The 18485-nt window shown below is 70.2% G+C and carries 15 protein-coding genes; 4 read left to right on the forward strand and 11 right to left on the reverse strand.

The features are described from left to right. Positions 1-267: 267 nt before the first annotated feature. Entirely contained in the window at positions 268-858 is a 591-nt protein-coding gene (locus ACIPY5_RS04025; protein WP_400966970.1) for a hypothetical protein, read from the forward strand. A gap of 15 nt (positions 859-873) precedes the next feature. Here the strand turns inward: ACIPY5_RS04025 and ACIPY5_RS04030 are convergent, their stop codons facing one another. Continuing rightward, positions 874-2265 (reverse strand): PrsW family glutamic-type intramembrane protease, encoded by a 1392-nt coding sequence (locus tag ACIPY5_RS04030; RefSeq protein ID WP_400966973.1) that lies wholly within the window; start codon positions 2263-2265, stop codon positions 874-876. A gap of 60 nt (positions 2266-2325) precedes the next feature. Here ACIPY5_RS04030 and ACIPY5_RS04035 point away from each other — a divergent pair, with 60 nt between their 5' ends. Continuing rightward, positions 2326-3195, forward strand: a complete 870-nt coding sequence (locus tag ACIPY5_RS04035) for a fumarylacetoacetate hydrolase family protein (RefSeq protein WP_400966976.1) — start codon at positions 2326-2328, stop codon at positions 3193-3195. A gap of 30 nt (positions 3196-3225) precedes the next feature. On the opposite strand, the gene ACIPY5_RS04040 is transcribed toward ACIPY5_RS04035, so the two are convergent. The 9 genes from ACIPY5_RS04040 to ACIPY5_RS04080 all read right to left on the reverse strand — a co-directional run bounded on the left by ACIPY5_RS04040 (position 3226) and on the right by ACIPY5_RS04080 (position 13559). Beyond that, complete coding sequence (locus ACIPY5_RS04040) at positions 3226-4341, reverse strand: LacI family DNA-binding transcriptional regulator (RefSeq protein ID WP_400966979.1); 1116 nt, start codon at positions 4339-4341, stop codon at positions 3226-3228. A 39-nt stretch (positions 4342-4380) separates the two neighbouring features. Then, positions 4381-6219 carry a glycoside hydrolase family 3 protein gene (locus ACIPY5_RS04045; protein ID WP_400966982.1) on the reverse strand — a complete coding sequence of 613 codons (1839 nt, stop codon included), beginning with the start codon at positions 6217-6219 and terminating at the stop codon, positions 4381-4383. A 26-nt stretch (positions 6220-6245) separates the two neighbouring features. Further along, positions 6246-7109 (reverse strand): carbohydrate ABC transporter permease, encoded by an 864-nt coding sequence (locus tag ACIPY5_RS04050; protein WP_309340658.1) that lies wholly within the window; start codon positions 7107-7109, stop codon positions 6246-6248. Positions 7110-7113: 4 nt separating this feature from the next. Next, positions 7114-8073: a carbohydrate ABC transporter permease gene (locus tag ACIPY5_RS04055; protein WP_400966986.1), complete on the reverse strand. Its 960-nt coding sequence runs from the start codon at positions 8071-8073 to the stop codon at positions 7114-7116. A 1-nt stretch (position 8074) separates the two neighbouring features. Then, positions 8075-9343, reverse strand: a complete 1269-nt coding sequence (locus tag ACIPY5_RS04060; RefSeq protein WP_400966989.1) for an extracellular solute-binding protein — start codon at positions 9341-9343, stop codon at positions 8075-8077. 159 nt (positions 9344-9502) lie between these two features. Next, the gene (locus ACIPY5_RS04065) at positions 9503-10963 is read right to left on the reverse strand and encodes an aspartate ammonia-lyase (protein WP_309340663.1); all 1461 of its coding nucleotides are present in this window, start codon (positions 10961-10963) and stop codon (positions 9503-9505) included. A 64-nt stretch (positions 10964-11027) separates the two neighbouring features. Further along, entirely contained in the window at positions 11028-11930 is a 903-nt protein-coding gene (locus ACIPY5_RS04070; protein ID WP_400966993.1) for a metallophosphoesterase, read from the reverse strand. A 61-nt stretch (positions 11931-11991) separates the two neighbouring features. After that, the gene (locus tag ACIPY5_RS04075; RefSeq protein WP_400966996.1) at positions 11992-12324 is read right to left on the reverse strand and encodes a peptidase; all 333 of its coding nucleotides are present in this window, start codon (positions 12322-12324) and stop codon (positions 11992-11994) included. Then, positions 12321-13559, reverse strand: coding sequence for an anion permease (locus tag ACIPY5_RS04080; RefSeq protein WP_400966999.1), 1239 nt, complete (start codon positions 13557-13559; stop codon positions 12321-12323). Before ACIPY5_RS04080 ends, ACIPY5_RS04075 begins: the two co-directional genes overlap by 4 nt. A 168-nt stretch (positions 13560-13727) precedes the next feature. On the opposite strand from ACIPY5_RS04080, the gene ACIPY5_RS04085 reads away from it, so the two are divergent. Continuing rightward, on the forward strand, positions 13728-15860 hold the full coding sequence (locus ACIPY5_RS04085; RefSeq protein ID WP_400967002.1) for a S9 family peptidase: 2133 nt from the start codon (positions 13728-13730) through the stop codon (positions 15858-15860). A gap of 277 nt (positions 15861-16137) precedes the next feature. Beyond that, complete coding sequence (locus ACIPY5_RS04090) at positions 16138-17058, forward strand: hypothetical protein (protein WP_400967005.1); 921 nt, start codon at positions 16138-16140, stop codon at positions 17056-17058. Positions 17059-17363: 305 nt separating this feature from the next. Here the strand turns inward: ACIPY5_RS04090 and ACIPY5_RS04095 are convergent, their stop codons facing one another. Beyond that, complete coding sequence (locus tag ACIPY5_RS04095) at positions 17364-18392, reverse strand: ATP-dependent 6-phosphofructokinase (protein ID WP_309340670.1); 1029 nt, start codon at positions 18390-18392, stop codon at positions 17364-17366. Positions 18393-18485: the final 93 nt, after the last annotated feature.

Below are 18485 nucleotides of genomic sequence, written 5' to 3' on the forward strand. Positions count from 1 at the left end.
TGTTTTCAGATCAACTCAGCGCCCGGAGGACTTGCAGGCATCGCCGCAGCACCGGGCGCTGAGTCTGTCAGCGACCGGCGCATCGCGCTCCAGAGCAAGTGGCTCACGAATCCGATACCCAGCCGTTACTCCAGGCTCTCGTCCGCGAGGCGCACGCTCTTCTACATTCGTCCCATGCGAATCATCCGCGCCTCGGCACTCGTCGTTCTCGCTCTGACTCTGGCTGCCTGTGCCGCGACCACCCCGTCCACGTCAACGTCGACGCCAATGACGAGTCCCACTGCAACGGCTCCTGCGGAGGCGGCGACGCCACCGACGCCGAGCACCTCGGTCCCCGCCGAGACGGCGGCCCTCGCCATCTCCTTGGATCACATCACCGCCTTCGACGCATCCGGCTCAGAGACCGGCGGCGCGAAGCTGGCGGACCCCGCGGCCGTCGTCACGCTGATGACGAAGGCGCTCGGGGCGCCGACATCGCAGGAGCATCACAGCGATGCCCCGGGGTACACACTGACCAAGTGGGACGGCGTGCTCGTGAGGGTCCCCGACGGCTCCAGCGGGACAAGGATCATCATCTCCTCCGCGGCGTCCGGTGGCGTAGCGTTGCGCAGTGCCTCCGGCATCTCCGTCGGAATGAGCCGGGACGCGGCGGTCGCCGCCGGAGCGACCCCGACAGTCACCTTCACCGACCCCGCAGGATCTCTGCACGAGATCCTCACGTCCGAGCGCACGGACCGGCCCGGCACGACCTCTCTCGTCTCACCAGGTCAGACCGGGTCCGTCTATGTCGAGCATGAGATCGTCGACGGGGCGGTGAGGCATATTGTGACGCCCGGCGATGATTTCAGCGACCTCTGATCGGATCCGCGCCGCTCAGATCGAGAGCAGCTCGTCGCGCGCCGCGTGGGTGCGCTGCAGCAGGACCTGCTCGTCCTGCGTCGCGAGCGGATCCCGTCCGGTGATGATGCGCTGGCGTACGGATGCGAGCGTCGTCGCGTCCTTGATGAACCGGCGCATGATGGGGCGGCGGTCGCCGCGCAACCCCGATGCCCAGCGCAGGCCGACGCGGCGCCCCGCGGGAGTCGCGAGCATCGACACCTCCTGCGGTGTGAACCAGCCGGCCGTCGCGTAGTCGCTGAGCCTGGCGTAGGTGAGCCGGGCCTCCTCCTTGCGCAACAGAATGATGACCACGATGAAGCCGACGAACAGCGGCACCTGCAGCACGATGTACAGCACGAAGAAGTTGCCGATCATCGAGGATCCGTTCCACAGCGCGTGCAGAGCCATCGCGCCGAGGAGTCCCACCGCGCCGAAGCCCAGCGCACGGGCTGCGGAGGCGCCGCGACGCGCCGCGAGCCCGATCGCGAAGCCGGTCACGGAGGTGAACATCGCGTGGGCGAAGGGCGACATGAGCCCGCGCAGCACGAACGTCACGGTCAGATCGGGCGCCCCGCCCTCGATGAGACTGACCGCGAAGTACTGGATGTTCTCGGTGAAGGCGAAGCCCGCGCCGACCAGCGCACCGTAGACGACGCCGTCGATCGGGCCGTCGAAGCTGCGACGCGCCATCAGGAAGATCAGGAAGACCCCGAGGCCCTTGGCCGTCTCCTCGACCAGGGGCGCCTGGAGCACGGCGGTCAGATCGTCGTTGCGCTGCCCGAGCAGCAGCGTCAGCAGCAGGTCGACCACGAGCGCGAGCCCGACGGATGCGATCGCGCCCCACGCGATCGCGAAGGCGACCAGGGACTTCGGCTCCGGCTCCCAGCGGTCGATGAAGAAGACGCCGAAGAACACGATCGTCAGGGGGACCAGCGCGAGCACCATGCCGATCATGGACGCGGCGGGTCCGAGCGCCCACACGAAGTAGGCGATGAGGCCGAGCAGCACGAATCCGAGCGCGCCGAACGCCCACACCGAGGCGTGCCGTCCCTTCGCAGAAGGAACGGGCAGGGCCGGCACCGCCTGCACGGGGGCAGGAGGCGTGTACGCGTCATAGGCGACGGCGCCGTGGTGCTCGGGACGCTGCGCGAGCACCGAGCCGTAGACCGGCGCGATCGGCGTCGAGGCCGTCTGCGGGTAGCTCTGCGGCTGGACGTACTGCGGCTGCTGTGCGTACTGGGGCTGTGCGTACTGGGGCTGCGGGTACTGGGCCTGCCCGTACGAAGGCTGCGCGGCCGCGGGCGGCTGATACGGAGACGGCGCGGGATGCGGCGCGCGAGAGGCCGGGCGCTGCTCGGCGGGATCGCCGTGTCCTCCAAAGCTCATGCCCAAAGCCTAGAGGCTGTCCGCGGCTGGGCAGCAGGTGCGCCCGGTAGCGTGGTAGGCATGCGGTTCGCTCATCTGCGCCGTCCCGAATCCGACACTCCCGCGCTCGCCGTCATCGACGGCTCCGGCGCGACGCTCGTCGCCGATCTCGTGGATCCGGCCCCTGCCACCCTCCAGCAGCTCATCGAAGGCGGCGACGTCCTTCTCGGCGCCGTCCGCGACGCGCACTCCCGCGGCGATGCTCCCGTGCACGCGCTCGACGGCTTCGCGTACAGCGCCGCCGTGCTCGCCCCTCCCGTCGTGCTGGCGGTGGGTCTGAACTACGCCGCGCATTCGAGCGAGCTCGGGCTCAAGACCGACACCGCCCCCACGGTCTTCACGCTGTGGCCCAATTCCCTGACCGGACACGGGCAGACCACGTCCTGGCCGCGCGCGCTGTCGGAGTCCGTGGACTACGAGGCCGAGCTCGGCGTCATCATCGGCGCCGCCGCGAAGGACGTCTCCACCGAGGACGCCCTGGATCACGTCTGGGGCTACACCGTGGTCAACGACATCACCGCGCGCGACATCCAGTTCGCCGAGGCGCAGTGGTCGCGCTGCAAGTCCTTCGACGGCTTCTCCCCCACCGGCCCGGTGGTCGTGACCGCGGACGAGATCGCGGATCCGCAGGACCTGCACATCTGGACCGTCGTCGACGGCCACATGGTGCAGGACGCCTCGACCGGGCAGATGGTGCGGCCGGTGTCGGCGCTCATCTCCCACCTCTCGCGCTCGCTCACGCTGCGCCCGGGAACGTTGATCTCCACGGGAAGCCCGGGCGGCGCCGGCTACTCCCGCGATCCGCAGATCTTCCTGCGCGACCGATCCACGGTCACGGTCGGCATCGACGGGATCGGCGAGCTCACGACGCACTGCCGGATCCTGGACTGACGATCGCCCCGCGTCGGGGCCATCGGCGGCTCAGCAACCGCAGCTGCCTCCGACGCGGAGCTCCGTCGCCAGTCGCACCGTGCGCGACGGCATGCTCCCGTCGCCGGGATCCGTCAGCAGCAGGTGGGCGGCGATGCGTCCCATCAGCTCCATCGGCTGACGTACCGTGGTGAGGGTCGGCGCGGACATCCTGCCCGCGAGGATGCCGTCGAAACCCGTCACCAGGACGTCCTCGGGAACGCGCACCCCTTCCCCGCGGAGGACGTCCATCACGCGCAGCGCCGTCTGATCGCTGCCGCACACCAGGGCGTCCGGCAGGGTTCCGGCGGCGGCGCGCGCGCGCAGCACCGGATAGGCCGGTGTCCGTTCCAGGTCGGTGTCGTCGAGGGTCTCTCCGCGCGCGCCGGGGAGCTCCGCGACGGCGGAGAGGAACCCCTCGCGCCGCTCGTCGAGGTCGTCCTCCCCGATCGCCCCCACCCAGCCGAACGTCCGGGTGCCGTGCGTCTCGTGCAGGTGGCGCACGATCGTCCCCATGCCCCCGGCGTTGTCCACGGTGACGCGATGCCCGATCCCTGCGCGCTTGCTCAGCTGCACCACCGGCACGCGCGCGGCCACGGCTTCGATCGCCGCGGTCGTGGAGCGCCCGGGCAGGATCGCGAGGCCGTCGACCCGTCCCGCCGTGTCGGCGAGGTCGGAGACGCCCACGCCGCCGCTGCTGAGCAGGACCGCGGTGCCGTTGCGCTTGCATTCCAGCACGAAGCCGCGCTGCACCTCGTCGACGTAGAGCGGGAACGTGCGCGGATCGCTCTCGCGCTCGTCCGCCGCGGCGTCCCAGGCCACGGTCTCGGCATCCAGGTCGAGCTCGTCCAGGTCGACCCGCGCTCCCCCGCGGGCCGACGGCGACGCCTCGGGCTCCTCGTCGAGGAGCATGTCGAAGAGGTGCAGGCCGAGCACCCCGGTGCGTCCGCGCGCGAGGCTCCGGGCGGATCCGCTCGGCACGTACCCGATCTCCCTCGCCGCTTCCAGCACCACACGGCGGGTGTCTTCTCGGACGCGCTCCGGCCGGCGGAACGCGAACGAGACCGTGGCGATCGACACACCGGCGCGTTGCGCCACGTCGTAGACGGTGGGGCGGCTCGACGCCATGAGCACCTCGCTTTCGGAGCGATTCTACTGAGCGCGCGCTCAGCCGATCGTCAGGCCGGTGCCGCGTCGGAACACCGGATCCTCGGTTCCGTCCGGAACGTCCGCGAAGGCGGCCCGTACCGCGTCCATCGACCGGGGGATGTCGACGGGGAGCACCCCGCGCGGCGGGATCCGCCCGGACAGCGCCGCGAGCACCGCGGTGTCGGAGCTCCCGTACTCCACGGCGATTGCGGCGGCGAACGGGACGAAGGGGGTGAGGATCGCCGGACGATCGAGGTTCACGACGATCACGAGCGGACAGTGCGCGGCCACCCGGCGCAGTCGTGCGACGAGCCCCGGGGGGAAGTCGAGCGAGCCCTGGTGGAACCATGCCTCGAGGAAGAGATCGTCCCTGGGCTCGAACGGGGCCCCGATCCGGACGAGCGCGACGTCCGCGTCCTCGGGCGCGGCCGCGGCGTCGGCGTAGGCGGCGAGCGCCTCCGCCGCGACGCCCTCGGCGTAGACCCTCGGCCGCTGGCCCTGGAACAGCGGCAGCGTCCGGTCGCGGTTCTGCAGCACCGTCACCGAGGCGGCCTGGGCGCGCTCCCCCTCCGCCCGGAACTCCGCCGCTCCCACGATCCGCTCGGCCTCATCCTCGTCCACGTACGGATCGTCGAAGAGCCCGAGCAGGAACTTCACCCGCAGGATCCGCCGCGCCGACTCGTCGATCCGCTCCTCCGAGACCTCGCCCTTGGCGACGAGATCCAGGAGCAACTCGACGCACTCCTCCCCGCCGAACTGATCGACGCCCGCGTCGAGCAGGCGGAGCATCCGCTCCCGCGGCGCGAGCTCCTCCACGCCCCAGGCTCGTGCCGGCAGCACCTGGTCCCCGACGTGGTTGTCGTTGATGAGCTCCCAGTCGCTCAGCACGACCCCGTCGTAGCCGAGCTCCTCGCGCAGCAGCCCCGTGACGATCTGCCGGCTGTAGCTGAACCCGACCTCCTCGATCGGATCCCCGTGACGGACCAGTCCCACCGGCATGCCGTAGTACGGCATGATCCCCGCGGTCTTCCGGCGGATCGCCTCGACGAACGGCCGCAGGTGCTCCTCGAAGCGCCCTCCCGGGTAGACCTGCTCGCGACCATAGGGGAAGTGCGCGTCCTCGCCGTCGAGCTGCGGCCCGCCACCAGGGAAGTGCTTGGTGATGCACGCGACGCTCTCGGGGCCGAGCTCCGCCCCCTGGAAGCCCTCGAGATACGCCCCGGTCATCGCGGTCACGCGGTCGGCGTCGTAGCCGAGGGTCTGCGCCTGGCGCCCCCAGCGCGCCTCGGTCGGCAGATCCACCTGGGGGTGCAGCGCCATCCGGATGCCGACCGCCCGGTACTCGCGCCCCGCGATCCGGGCGAACCGCCGCACCTGTTCGACGTCGTCGAGGGCCGCGAGCCCCAGAGGCTCCGGCCACTGCGAGAACGGGCCTGCCGCGAACGCGACCCCGGAGTTCTCCACGAAGGCGTGCCGCGGATCCGTGCTGATCGTCACGGGGATGCCGTGCGGGGTGCCCGCGGCGAGTTCCTGGAGCAGGTTGCTCCAGCGCGCCCCCTCGCGTGCCGTCCGCATGCCGTGCACGTTGAAATGGGTGAGGTGCTTGTCCCGGACGACCTGCGAGGTCGGTGACTTCGAGATGGCCCCCGGCTCCTCGCGCAGCTCTCCCCCCTCGCCGATCTCGATGACCGTGTGGAAGAGCAGCCCCGCCTTCTCCTCGATCGAAAGGCGGGCGAGCAGGTCGTCGACGCGCTCCTCCGCGCCGAGACGTGGGTCCTCGTACGGATCCATGATCCCGTTGCCGTTGAGGTCGCGGAATCGCACGCCCTCCTCCGTGGTGCGGTCTTCGGCTCTCATCCGTGTGTCTCTCCTCGTCGTTGCGGTCATTTCAGGCCTGTCGTGGCGACGCCCCGGATGAACCACCGCTGCAGGAACACGAACAGCAGCAGGATCGGAGCGATCACGAGCACGGATCCCGCGAGCAGCAGGCCGTAATCGGTCGCGTTCTGCCCCGTGGAGTAGAGCGACAGGGCGACGGGCAGGGTGTACATGTCCTCGGTCTGCGCCGCGACGAGCGGCCACAGGAAGTTGTTCCAGGAGCCGAGGAAGGTGAGGATCCCGAGCGTGGCCAGGGGCGGCCCGCACAGCGGCATCACGACGCCGCGGAAGATCCGCCACTCCCCGGCGCCGTCGAGGCGGGCGGCCTCGAGAAGCGCGTCCGGGATGCCGGTCATGAACTGGCGCATGAGGAACACGCCGAGGGGCGCCGTGACGAAAGGGAGGATCAGGGCCGGATAGCTGTTCACCAGTCCGAGCTTCGAGACCATCACGAACAGGGGCACGAAGGTGACCACTCCGGGGACCATGAGCGTGATCATGACGGCGCCGAACAGCACGCGCTTGCCCGGGAACTCCATCTTGGCGAGCGCATAGCCGACCATCGAGCAGAACACGAGGTTGCCGAGCACCGTGACGAGCGCGACGACCAGGCTGTTGCCGAAGAAGTGCCAGAAGTCGAGCGGGCCGAACCACTGCGCGTAGTTCGCCGCGGTCGGCGCCTCGGGCCACCAGGTCGGCGGCCGGCGCAGGATCTCCCCCTGCGTCTTGACGGATCCGAGGACCATCCAGACGAACGGGATGAGCCAGATCACCAGGCCGATCGTGAGGACGGTGTAGGAGGTCGCCCTCCCGCTGAGCCGTCGCGCGCGGGTGCTGCGGGTCCGGGGCGCAGAGCGTGTGAGGGTCATGGCGTCAGTCCTTCGATCGCAGCAGCCGGAACTGCAGCAGGCTCACGAGTGCGATGACCAGGAACAGCACATAGCTGGCCGCGGACGCGAGCCCGTACTCGCCGAAGCCGAACTGCTGATAGGTGTAGAAGGCGACCGACAGCGTCGAGTCGAGCGGCCCGCCCTTGGTCATCACGAACGCCTCCTCGAAGAACTGCAGATAGCCGACCGAGATGAGCACGGCGCCGAGGAGCAGTGTGGGCCGCAGCAGCGGCAGGGTGACGGAGACGAGCCGCCGCCAGGGAGAGGCGCCGTCCATGATCGCCGCCTCCGTGACGTCCTCCGGAACCGCCTGCAGGCCCGCGAGGAAGATCACCATGAGCGTCCCCACATTGCGCCACACCGCCATCAGGATCAGCGAGGGGAGCGCGAAGGCGGGATCGTTCAGCCAATTGGGGCCGTGGACGCCGATCGCGGCGAGCGCGGTGTTGAGCAGGCCGTCCGGCTGCAGGATGTAGCGCCAGACCACGGCGACCGCGACGATGCTGGTGACGACCGGCGCGTAGAACCCGACCCGGAAGAACGACACCAGCCGCCCCTTGCCGCTGTTCAGCGCGAGCGCGAGCGCCAGCGCGACGATCATCGTCACCGGGATCCCGACCACGACGAAGACGCCCGTGACGCCGAGGGAGGTGAGGAACCGGGGATCGCTGAACAGCGTGACGTACTGCTGGATGCCGACCGCATCGACGGCGAACGGCGAGGTGATGTCGCGGGCGGTGAAATCGGTGAACGACATCGCGAACGAGCCCACGATCGGCACGACCATGAACACCGCGAAGACGAGCACGAAGGGCAGTGCGAATCCCCACGCGATGAGGGCGCGCCGGCGACGGGCGGCGGCGAACGTGTCGGCGCCGCGCCGGCCGTTCCCGCCGCCGGAGCCCGTGCGGGCTCCGGCGGCGGGCAGGAGGGTGGCCGTCATCTCACTTCAGCCCGATCGTGTCGGCGTCGGCCTGCAGGGTCTTCAGGGCGTCCGCGACCGAGGTTCCGCCGCGACGGATCGACTCGAGCGCCTGGTCTCCCTTCGCCGCCACCTGCACCCAGGACGTCGAGACGGGCGGGGCCTTCGCGGTCTCCAGCTGCGTGCCGAAGGTCTTGAGGTTCGTGTCCGAGGAGACGGCCTTCTCCTGCCAGGCGGCCTTGGCCGCGGGCAGATCCCCCGTCGCGGTGTAGAACTCGGCCTGGACCTCGGGCTGGGACAGCCAGCGCGCGAGCTTCCACGCCGAGGCCGCATTCTTGCTGCCGTTGAACACGACGAGGTTCGCGCCGCCGCTGAACGAGACCGATCCCTTGTCCGCGGGAAGGACGGCCGTGGCGTACTTGCTCGCGAAGTCCGCGCCGCCGACGGAAGCCAGCTGCCCGCGCAGGAAGGGGCCCTCCACGACCATGGGCGTCGTGCCTGCGACGAACTCGGACTCGACGGCCCCTGGCGAGGTGTCGACGTTCGGATCGGAGAGCTTCTTGTCGAAGAAGCTCTTGTAGTACTCGATCCCCGTGGTCATCTCGGGAGTGTCGAGCGTCCACTTCTTGCCCGCGGTGACCTCGGCGCCGGCCGACCACGGCATCCACAGCGCCCCCTGGAACGAGTCGTTCCCGGCCGGCATGCGGATGCCCCACTTCGCCCCGCCCTTGGACTGCATGTCCGCGGCCATCTGCTGCAGCTCGTCCCAGGACTTCGGCGCCGCGGTCCACCCCGCCTTGGCGGCGATGTCGGTGCGGTAGTAGAGCACCCGGGTGTCGACGTACCAGGGCACGCCTGCGGCGCGGTCGCCGACCTTGGTCGAGCTCACCGCCCCGTCGAAGAAGCCGGAGGTGTCGATCCCGGAGGGGACGCTTCCGAAGGCGTCGCCGAAGTCTGCCATCCAGGTGGTGCCCATCATGGCGATGTCCGGGGTGTTGCCGCCCGCGATCGCCGTCTGGATCTTGTTGTGCGCGGCGTCCCACGGGATCGCGGTGACCTTGACGGTGACCCCGGGGTTCGCCTTCTCGAAGGCCTTGACGAAGTCCGGCAGAGCCTCCCCCTCCGCGCCCATCGCCCACATCGTGATCGTTCCGGTGGCCGGTGCGTCGTCGAGCTGCACCGCGGAGGCTGCGGGCGCCGAGGAACCCCCGTCCGCCCGTCCGCATCCCGTGAGTACCAGGCCGATCGCGGCGAGAGCGGCGATGCCGGCCAGAGCTGTCCTGCTTTTCACGTCTTCCTCCTTGAAGAGTCCTGTCGCCAGATCTAAGCGCATAGATTCGTGCTCTTCGTTGATCTAAGCGCATAGATCGATGCGGCGCAAGAGGCGTCTCCAGGAACGACGGACGGCCCGCCGCTCCGGAGAGCGACGGGCCGTCGTGCGTGGTGCGGATCAGGCGCCGGCGTCGACGTCCTTCGACGGGATCACGGGGATCGCCGCGGTGATCGTCTCCAGTCCCGACAGGCGCGCCGGCGACAGCTGCTTGGCGACCTCCTCGCGGGACATGAGCCCCGCCTCGACCACGAGGTCGGCGACGTTGCGGTTGGTCAGCAGCGCGGTCTTGGCGAGCGCGGCCGAGGCCGAGTAGCCGATGAACGGGGTGAGCGCCGTGATGACGCCGACCGAGGATCCGACCATCGCGCCCAGGCGGTCGCGGTTGGCCGTGATGCCGTCGACGCAGTTCACGCGCAGCGTCCACATCGCCTGGCGCATCCAGGTGATGGACTGGAAGATCGAGTGCGCGATGACGGGCTCGAAGGCGTTCAGCTGCAGCTGACCGGCCTCGGCGGCCATCGTCACCGTCATGTCGGATCCGGCGACGGCGAACGCCACCTGGTTCACGACCTCGGGGATCACCGGGTTGACCTTGCCCGGCATGATGCTGGAACCGGCCTGCATCGCCGGCAGGTTGATCTCGCCGAGACCGGCCTGCGGGCCCGAGGAGAGCAGACGCAGGTCGTTGCAGATCTTGGAGAGCTTCATCGCGTTGCGCTTGAGCGACGAGGAGAAGGACATGAAGGATCCGGTGTCGCTGGTCGCCTCGACGAGGTCGCTCGCGGTCGCGAGATCCAGACCCGAGATCTCGCGCAGGTGCTTCAGCACGGCCGGGGCGTAGGCCGGGTGGGTCGTGATGCCCGTGCCGATGGCGGTCGCGCCCATGTTGATCTCGTACATGAGCCAGGCGTTCTCGGTGAGCCGCGTGTGGTCGTAGCCGAGCGTCGAGGCGAAGCCGTGGAACTCCTGGCCGAGGGTCATCGGCACCGCGTCCTGCAGCTGCGTGCGGCCGACCTTGAGCACGTCGTGGAACTCGCGCGCCTTGTTGAGGAACGCCACGCGCAGCAGGTCGAGCTCGTCGAGCAGAGAGCGCAGGTTGAGCGACAGGCCGATCTTGATCGCCGTCGGGTAGACGTCGTTCGTGGACTGGCTGCGGTTGGTGTGGTCGATCGGCGAGAGGAAGGCGTAGTCGCCCTTCTCGCGGCCCGCCATCTCGAGCGCGATGTTGGTGATGACCTCGTTCGCGTTCATGTTGGTCGAGGTGCCGGCCCCGCCCTGGATGACGCCGACGATGAACTGGTCGTGGAACTCGCCGTTGATGACCTTCTGCGCGGCGGCGTCGATGAGGTCGGCCTTCTCGGCGTCGAGGGCGCCGATCTCCTTGTTCGCGCGTGCGCTGGCCTGCTTGACCATCGCGAGCGCCTCGATCAGCTCCGGGTAGACGGAGATCGGACGCTTCGTGATCGGGAAGTTCTCGGCGGCGCGAAGCGTGTGGATCCCCCAATACGCGTCGGCAGGGATCTCCTTGCTTCCCAGGGAGTCGGTTTCGGTACGGGTGGCAGGCGCAACGGCGGCCATGGACACATCCTCGTGGGTGATGGCGAACAGGGAAGGGGGATGCTCCCATCCTACCCGTCCCGGATCACCGCCCCGGCTTGCGCGAGAACGCCTCCAGCCGCTGCTCGGGCGTGAGCCGGGCCATCCGCTCCACCCACTCCGGGCCGAACGTGTCGACCGGCGTCGCCTCGACCACGGGCACCACGGTGTGCGTGATGGTCTCCGGCCGCACGTGCACGAGCTGGAACGACTGCGCCGCGTCCATGCCGTTCACCTCGTCCGCGGGGCGCGCGACGTCCATCGTGTAGCAGGTGGCGCTCGCGACGCTGACCGGGACGCCGGCGAACGTGGCGTGCAGCGAGTAGTGCAGGTGCCCCGCGAGGATTCCACGGACGTCGGATCCGCGCAGCACCTCGGCCAGCTCGTCCTGATGACGCAGCTCGAGGATGTCGAAGAACGGGATGTGGCTGGGCACGGGCGGGTGGTGCATCGCGAGCAGGGTTCCGTGCGACGCGGGCGTGCGCAGCTGATCGGACAGCCAGGAGAGCTGCTCCGCGTCGATGTCGCCGTGGTGCCAGCCGGGGACCGTGGAATCCAACGCGATCACGCGCAGTCCGTTCAGATCCCAGACGCCCGTGATCGGATCCTCGGCGGGCGGCGCGTCGAGCAGGTGCTCGCGCATCGCGGGGCGCTCGTCGTGGTTGCCGGCGACCCAGATCACGGGTGTCCCGAGCCGCTCGGACACGGGCTCCACGACCGAGCGCAGGCGCCGGTATGCATCGGGCTCGCCCAGGTCGGCGAGGTCGCCCGTGACGACGATCGCGTCCGGCCGGTCCGTCGTGCTCTCGATCGCGGCGAGCGTGCGCGCCAGGGTGGCGTCCACGTCGAAGCGACCGCCGAGGGCTGCTCCCCCGGCCAGCAGGTGCGGGTCGCTCACGTGGACCAGGGTGTGCGTGGGCGGGGCGTAGCGGCCGAACTGCACAGTCATGGTCCTCAGGCTAGCGTCGCCGACGGCCTTCCCGGACGGCGCCTCGTGCGTGCCCGGTTCGCTACTTCACCACGATGAGCAGGATGCCTGCCACCACCGCCGCGGCGCAGACCGCGAAGCACGCGTAGGCCGCGATCTGGGCGAGCGTCTTCTGCCCGTCGGTGAGCGGACTCTTGCGGGCGGCCTTCGCCGCGGCCTTCGCCGCGCGCTTGGCCTCCTTCTCGCTGATCACGGTGATCGCGTCGGTGAACTCGGCGGGCGTGACCACAGGAACCCTTCCCGCGCGGACGAGCAACCGCAGTCCGAGCGCGTAGAAGCCCACGACGAGGAGGGTGCCGACCAGCGCGGCGCCGAGCACCTGGAAGAACGCCTCCCAGTTGATGACGACGGTCATCGTCCCGCCTCCTTCTCCTTGGCCTTCGCACGGTCCCGGGCGCGTTGCGCCCTGGCCTGCCGCGGGGTGAGCGGCGGCTCCTCCGGCACCTCGATGGCGCGTCCGGAGTCGGCGACCTCGCTGAAGGCGTTGTTGGCCGTGACGGCGTTGCGACGCGAGCGCAGGAACAGGGCGATGATGACGGCGAGCGCGAGGATCGCGTCGATCAGCACGCCCCATCCGCCGCCGATCACGACGATGAACGCCGCGACGGCCCCGACGAGACCGGCCGCCGGAAGCGTGAGCACCCAGCCGATCGCGATGCGGCCGGCGGTGCGCCAGCGCACGGCCGAGCCCCGTCGGCCCAGCCCGGATCCGATCACGGATCCGGACGCCACCTGCGTGGTGGACAGCGCGAAGCCGAGGGCGCTGGAGGCGAGGATGGTCGCGGCGGTGGAGGTCTCCGCCGCGAAGCCCTGTGCGGGCTTGACGTCGGTGAGGCCCTTGCCGAGGGTGCGGATGATGCGCCAGCCGCCCAGGTAGGTGCCCAGCGCGATCGTGAACGCGCACGCGACGATCACGTAGATGTGCGGCTGGTGGTCGCCCTGCGCCTGCCAGCCGACCGAGATCAGCGCGAGCGTGATCACGCCCATGGTCTTCTGGGCGTCGTTCGTGCCGTGCGCGAGAGCGACGAGCGAGGACGTGAAGATCTGTCCCCAGCGGAAGCCGCTCCGGCCGTCGGGCTTGCCGTCGTAGCGGCGCGTGGTGAGGTACGCGAGCTTGGTGGCGAGATAGGCGATCAGGCCGGCCGTGAGGGGCGCGATGAGCGCCGGGAGCACGACCTTGGACAGCACGACGCCGAAGTTGATGCCGCTGAGCCCGACACCGACCAGCGTGGCGCCGATGAGCCCGCCGAACAGCGCGTGCGAGGAGCTGGACGGCAGTCCGAGCAGCCAGGTCAGCATGTTCCAGGTGATCGCCCCGATGAGGCCCGCGAAGATGAGCGACGGCATGAGATGCGCGGTGGTGGAATCCTCCTGGATGATCCCGCCGGAGACCGTCGCGGCGACCTCGGTGGACAGGAACGCCCCCACGAGGTTCAGTCCCGCGGCGAGCATCACCGCGGTCCGCGGTTTGAGCGCGCCGGTCGCGATCGGGGTCGCCATGGCGTTCGCCGTGTCATGGAACCCGTTGGTGAAGTCGAAGAAGAGTGCCAGCAGGATCACCAGCACGACGATGAGGGCTGCGGTTTCCACCGTTCGCTTTCGTGAAGTGGAGGGAAGTGACGAACGAAGAGTTCACCGAGGATTCAGCATCCGTTAACGGGCCGGTTGCATCCTCCCACCCCGGCCCAGGACGGTCAACTCGACGCCCCCGCGACCGGCACCGGCCCGCGCCTGCGCGGCCTCGACTAGCGTTGATCCGTGACCTCCGTCTCCGAGACCGCTCCCGCCCCCTCTCCCGTTCCGCCGCGCGCGGCCCGCCGCTCGCTCCTCCGCACCCACCACGGCGACGTCTTCGACGATCCCTACGACTGGCTGCGCGTCAAGGAGGATCCCGAGGTGATCGCGCACCTCGAGGCGGAGAACGCGTACACGGATGCCCGTCTCGCGCACCTCGAGCCCCTCCGGGAGGCCCTGTTCCAGGAGATCAAGGGACGCGTGCAGGAGTCCGACCTGTCGGTGCCGACGCGCCGCGGGGACTGGTGGTACTACGGCCGCACGGTCGAGGGCAGCCAGTACGGCCTGCAGTGCCGCGCGGCGGTCGCCTCCGCCGACGACTGGACGCCGCCCGTGCTGGATCCCGCGGTCCCGGTGCCCGGCGAGCAGATCCTGCTCGACGGCAATGTCGAGGCCGAGGGGCACGAGTTCTTCGCGATGGGCGCGTTCGGCGTCTCGGACGACGCCACCCGCCTGCTCTGGTCGACCGACTTCGAGGGCGACGAGCGGTACACCGTGCATGCGCGCGATCTGCAGACGGGCGAGACGCTGCCCGACGAGATCCCCGGCACGTCCGGAGCGTTCTTCACGCCGGACGGCGCCGCGGTGATCTACACGACCGTCGACGAGTCGTGGCGCCCCGACACGCTCTGGCTGCACCGGATCGGCACGCCGGTGACCGACGACGTGCAGCTGTTCCATGAGCCGGACGAGCGGTTCTGGCTCGGCGCGGGGATCACCCGCAGCCGCCGCTACCTGGTGATCGGCGTCGGATCCAGCATCACGAGCGAGGAGCACCTCGTCGACCTCGACGACCTCACCGCTCCCCCGCGCGTGGTGTGGCCGCGACGCGAGGGCGTCGAGTACTCGGTCGAGCACGCCGTGGTGGACGGCCGCGACGAGCTGCTCATCCTGCACAACGACGAGGCGCTGGACTTCGAGCTCGTCGCGGTCTCCGCGACCGCCCCCCAGGGCGCGCGCCGCACGATCCTCCCTCACACGCCGGGACGCCGCCTGCTGGACGTGGATGCGTTCCGCGACACGACGGTCGTCGCGTACCGGTTCGAGGGGCTCGAGCGCATCGCGCTGATGGATCCGGCCACAGGAGCCCTGGACGAGCTCGGCTTCGATGAGCCGCTGTACTCGGCGGGCTTCGGCGGCAACCCCGAGTGGGCGGCGCCGTTCCTGCGGCTGGGCTACGGCTCGTTCGTGACGCCGTCGACGGTCTACGACCTGGAGCTCGCGACGCGCACGCTGCACCTGCGCAAGCGCCAGCCGGTGCTCGGCGGCTACGACCCGGCCGACTACGGGCAGCGCCGCGACTGGGCGGTCGCCCCCGACGGCACCCGCATCCCCGTCTCGCTGGTGTGGAAGCGCTCCTTCGGGGAGCCGGGCGCGGAGCCCCGCGCCGTGCACCTGTACGGCTATGGATCCTACGAGCACTCGATCGACCCGGGCTTCTCGGTCATGCGCCTGTCGGCGCTGGACCGCGGCGTGGTGTTCGCGGTCGCGCACGTGCGCGGCGGCGGCGAGATGGGCCGGCAGTGGTACGAGGACGGCAAGCTCGGGCAGAAGACGAACTCCTTCACCGACTTCGTCGCGTGCGCGCGTCACCTGGTGGACGCCGGCGTCACCAGCCCGGACCGGATGGTCGCGGAGGGCGGCAGCGCCGGGGGCCTGCTGATGGGCGCGGTCGCGAACCTCGCCCCCGAGCTGTTCCGCGGCATCCTCGCCTCCGTGCCCTTCGTGGACGCGCTGACGACGATCCTGGATCCGTCCCTCCCCCTCACCGTGATCGAGTGGGACGAGTGGGGCGACCCGCTGCACGACCCCGAGGTGTACGCGTACATGAAGTCGTACACGCCCTACGAGAACGTGCGCGACGGCGTCGCGTACCCGTCGATCCTCGCCGTCACCTCGCTCAACGACACGCGCGTGCTGTACGTGGAGCCCGCCAAGTGGGTGTCCCGCCTGCGCGATGCGGGCGCGGACGACGTCCTGCTCAAGTGCGAGATGGTGGCCGGCCACGGCGGCGTGAGCGGCCGGTACAACTCCTGGCGCGAGCGCGCCTTCGAGCTGGCCTGGATCCTGGACCGCCTGGGCGCCGCAGGAGCCTGAGCGGGCTTCCTGTCCGCTCGGTTTCCTGTTCGCTCGGTTTCCTGTTCGCTCGGTTTCCTGTTCGCTCACCGACCGTGTCCCACTTCTGATGGTGCCGTGTCCCACTTCTGGCTGAACCGTGTCCCAGCTCTGGTTGAGACACCGGCCCTGGAGCTGCCAGAACTGGGACATGGTCGGTGAGCCGCGTCCGTTCCGCACAGGCGCGTGAGGCCAGGGGTACCGCACCGATCCCGTCTCGCGCCCGCTGCGCGGGGCTGCTGCCGTCCACGCTGGGTGGATGCGCCATCCTCTGCCGGAGTCTCTCGGTCCGCGGTTCAGCGTCGCCGAGGCCAGAGCGCTCGGCGTCGCGCGCGGTCGCCTGCGCGGATCCGATCTCGAGGCGCCTTTCCCCGGTACGCGCCGGCTCCGCGACCTCGGGTCCGAATGCGAGTACCGCGACCGGTGCCGGGACTACCTTCCGCGCCTGCACGACGACCAGTTCTTCTCGCACGAGACCGCGCTCGCGCTGCTCGGTGTCGCACTTCCCGAGTACCCGCACCGGCTGCGGATCCACGTCAGCACGCACCGTCCCGCGCGCGAGCCCCGGGTACGCGGCATCGTCGGACATCGGCTGCAGCGCCGGGAGCCCGCGACGATCGTGACTCCGGACGGCCTGCCGGTCGAGCATCCCGTGCGCGCCTGGCGACAGTGCGGACTGCTCTGGCGACTCGACGACCTCATCGCCGCCGCCGATCATCTGCTGCTGCCGGCGCGGCGACTCGCAGAGGTCGGGGATCTCGGCGATGAGATCCGCGGCATGGGCGACGTCCGCGGCGGAATCCTGCGACGAGCACTGGCGGACTCGCGCATCGGCGTCGAGTCGCCGCGCGAGACGAGGCTCCGACTCGCGATCGTGCGGGCAGGACTCCCCGAGCCGATCGCAGGGTGGGAACTGCGCGGTCCGCACGGCACGTTCATCGCGAGGCTGGACCTCGCCTACCCGCGCTGGCGGGTCGCCCCGGAGTACGACGGTCGCCAGCACGCCGAGGATCCGAAGCAGTTCGCGCGCGACGCCGACCGCTGGGAAGCGATCAGGCGCGCATCCTGGACCCTGGTCCGGGTGCTGTCGCACCACCTGGGCGGCCCCCGTCCCGTCGCCGTGGAGCGGGTGAGGTCCGCGCTGCAGGACGCCGGCTGGCGCCCCGGACTGCCCGGCTGACCGGCTGGCCCCGCGCCCCGCCCCTCACCGCCTCGCCGCAGTCGGTCGCGTCCCGGCCCGCCTCGCTTGGGCCGACCGTGTCCCAGTTCTGGCTCCAGATCCCCCGATTTCGGCACCAGATCCGGGACACGATGCTGTCAAGACTGGGACACGGCGCGACCAAATGGGGACATGGTTCCAAACCGGGACCCCGTGCGACCAGAAACTGGGACGCGGTGCAGCCAGAACTGGGACATGGTTCCGAACCCAAGCCCAGCCAAGCCTCCAGCCAAGCCAAGCCCCAAGCCAAGCCGGGCCGGCACCGCTCACCCGAACAGGGCTGCGGCCTCCTCGTAGCGCTGCAGCGGGACGGTGTTCAGCTCGCCGAGGGCCTCGGCGAAGGGGACGCGCACGATGTCGGTGCCGCGCAGGGCCACCATCTGGCCCCAGGCGCCGTCCACGACGGCGTCGGCCGTGTGCAGGCCGAGACGGGTCGCGAGCACGCGGTCGAACGCCGAGGGCGAGCCGCCGCGCTGGATGTGACCGAGCACGGTGGAGCGGGTCTCGATGCCGGTGCGCTTCTCGATCTCGGGCGCGAGGATCTCGCTGATGCCGCCGAGACGCGGACGGTTGAAGGCGTCGAGGCCCTTGTCGCTGAAGGCCTGATCCATGCCCTTGAGCTTGAACCCCTCCGAGACCACGACGAGCGGCGCACGGCCGCGGTCGCTCGCGCGGGTCACGAGGTCGCAGATCTCCTCGATGGACATCGGGACCTCGGGGATGCAGATCACGTGCGCGCCCGCGGCCATGCCGGCGTGCAGGGCGATCCAGCCGACGTGCCGGCCCATGACCTCGGCGATCATGCAGCGCTGGTGCGAGTCGCCGGTGGTGCGCAGGCGGTCCATCGCGTCGGTCGCGATGTTGACCGCGGTGTCGAAGCCGAACGAGTAGTCGGTGGCCCGCAGGTCGTTGTCGATCGTCTTCGGCACGCCCAGGACGCGGATGCCGTCGTTCGAGAGGCGGTCCGCCGCGGCGAGGGTGCCCTCGCCGCCGATCGCGATGATGCCGTCGATGCCGTGCTTGGCGAGGGTCTTCGCGACGTTCTCCGCGCCGCCCCGCGGCCCCTCGTACGGGTTGGTGCGGCTCGTGCCGAGGATCGTGCCGCCGACCTTGCTCAGGCCCTTGACCTCGTGCCGGGTGAGCGGGAAGAAGTCGCCGTCGACGACCCCGCGCCAGCCGTCGCGGATGCCGACGAACTCGAGCTCGTACGTGGTGGTGCCCTTGAGCACGATGCCGCGGATGACCGCGTTCAGGCCGGGGCAGTCGCCACCGCTGGTCAGGATGCCGATCTTCATGGGTCGTCCTCGGGAGGGAAGGGGGATGGAAGCGCGGCGCCGTTGCCTCGTTCGACCCTAGTGCCGATCCACGTCCGGGCGCCATTCCACGAC

This window comes from Microbacterium sp. NPDC089698 (assembly GCF_044749045.1).
Classification (GTDB): domain Bacteria; phylum Actinomycetota; class Actinomycetes; order Actinomycetales; family Microbacteriaceae; genus Microbacterium.

What these genes read in the sequence shown, in the direction of transcription:
- ACIPY5_RS04095 (WP_309340670.1), bottom strand. Translation starts at nt 18,392, where the DNA reads ATGAAGATCGGCATCCTGACCAGCGGTGGCGACTGCCCCGGCCTGAAC.
- ACIPY5_RS04055 (WP_400966986.1), bottom strand. Translation starts at nt 8,073, where the DNA reads ATGACGGCCACCCTCCTGCCCGCCGCCGGAGCCCGCACGGGCTCCGGC.
- ACIPY5_RS04050 (WP_309340658.1), bottom strand. Translation starts at nt 7,109, where the DNA reads ATGACCCTCACACGCTCTGCGCCCCGGACCCGCAGCACCCGCGCGCGA.
- ACIPY5_RS04030 (WP_400966973.1), bottom strand. Translation starts at nt 2,265, where the DNA reads ATGAGCTTTGGAGGACACGGCGATCCCGCCGAGCAGCGCCCGGCCTCT.
- ACIPY5_RS04025 (WP_400966970.1), top strand. Translation starts at nt 268, where the DNA reads ATGACGAGTCCCACTGCAACGGCTCCTGCGGAGGCGGCGACGCCACCG.
- ACIPY5_RS04090 (WP_400967005.1), top strand. Translation starts at nt 16,138, where the DNA reads ATGCGCCATCCTCTGCCGGAGTCTCTCGGTCCGCGGTTCAGCGTCGCC.
- ACIPY5_RS04065 (WP_309340663.1), bottom strand. Translation starts at nt 10,963, where the DNA reads ATGGCCGCCGTTGCGCCTGCCACCCGTACCGAAACCGACTCCCTGGGA.
- ACIPY5_RS04070 (WP_400966993.1), bottom strand. Translation starts at nt 11,930, where the DNA reads ATGACTGTGCAGTTCGGCCGCTACGCCCCGCCCACGCACACCCTGGTC.
- ACIPY5_RS04035 (WP_400966976.1), top strand. Translation starts at nt 2,326, where the DNA reads ATGCGGTTCGCTCATCTGCGCCGTCCCGAATCCGACACTCCCGCGCTC.
- ACIPY5_RS04040 (WP_400966979.1), bottom strand. Translation starts at nt 4,341, where the DNA reads ATGGCGTCGAGCCGCCCCACCGTCTACGACGTGGCGCAACGCGCCGGT.
- ACIPY5_RS04075 (WP_400966996.1), bottom strand. Translation starts at nt 12,324, where the DNA reads ATGACCGTCGTCATCAACTGGGAGGCGTTCTTCCAGGTGCTCGGCGCC.
- ACIPY5_RS04045 (WP_400966982.1), bottom strand. Translation starts at nt 6,219, where the DNA reads ATGAGAGCCGAAGACCGCACCACGGAGGAGGGCGTGCGATTCCGCGAC.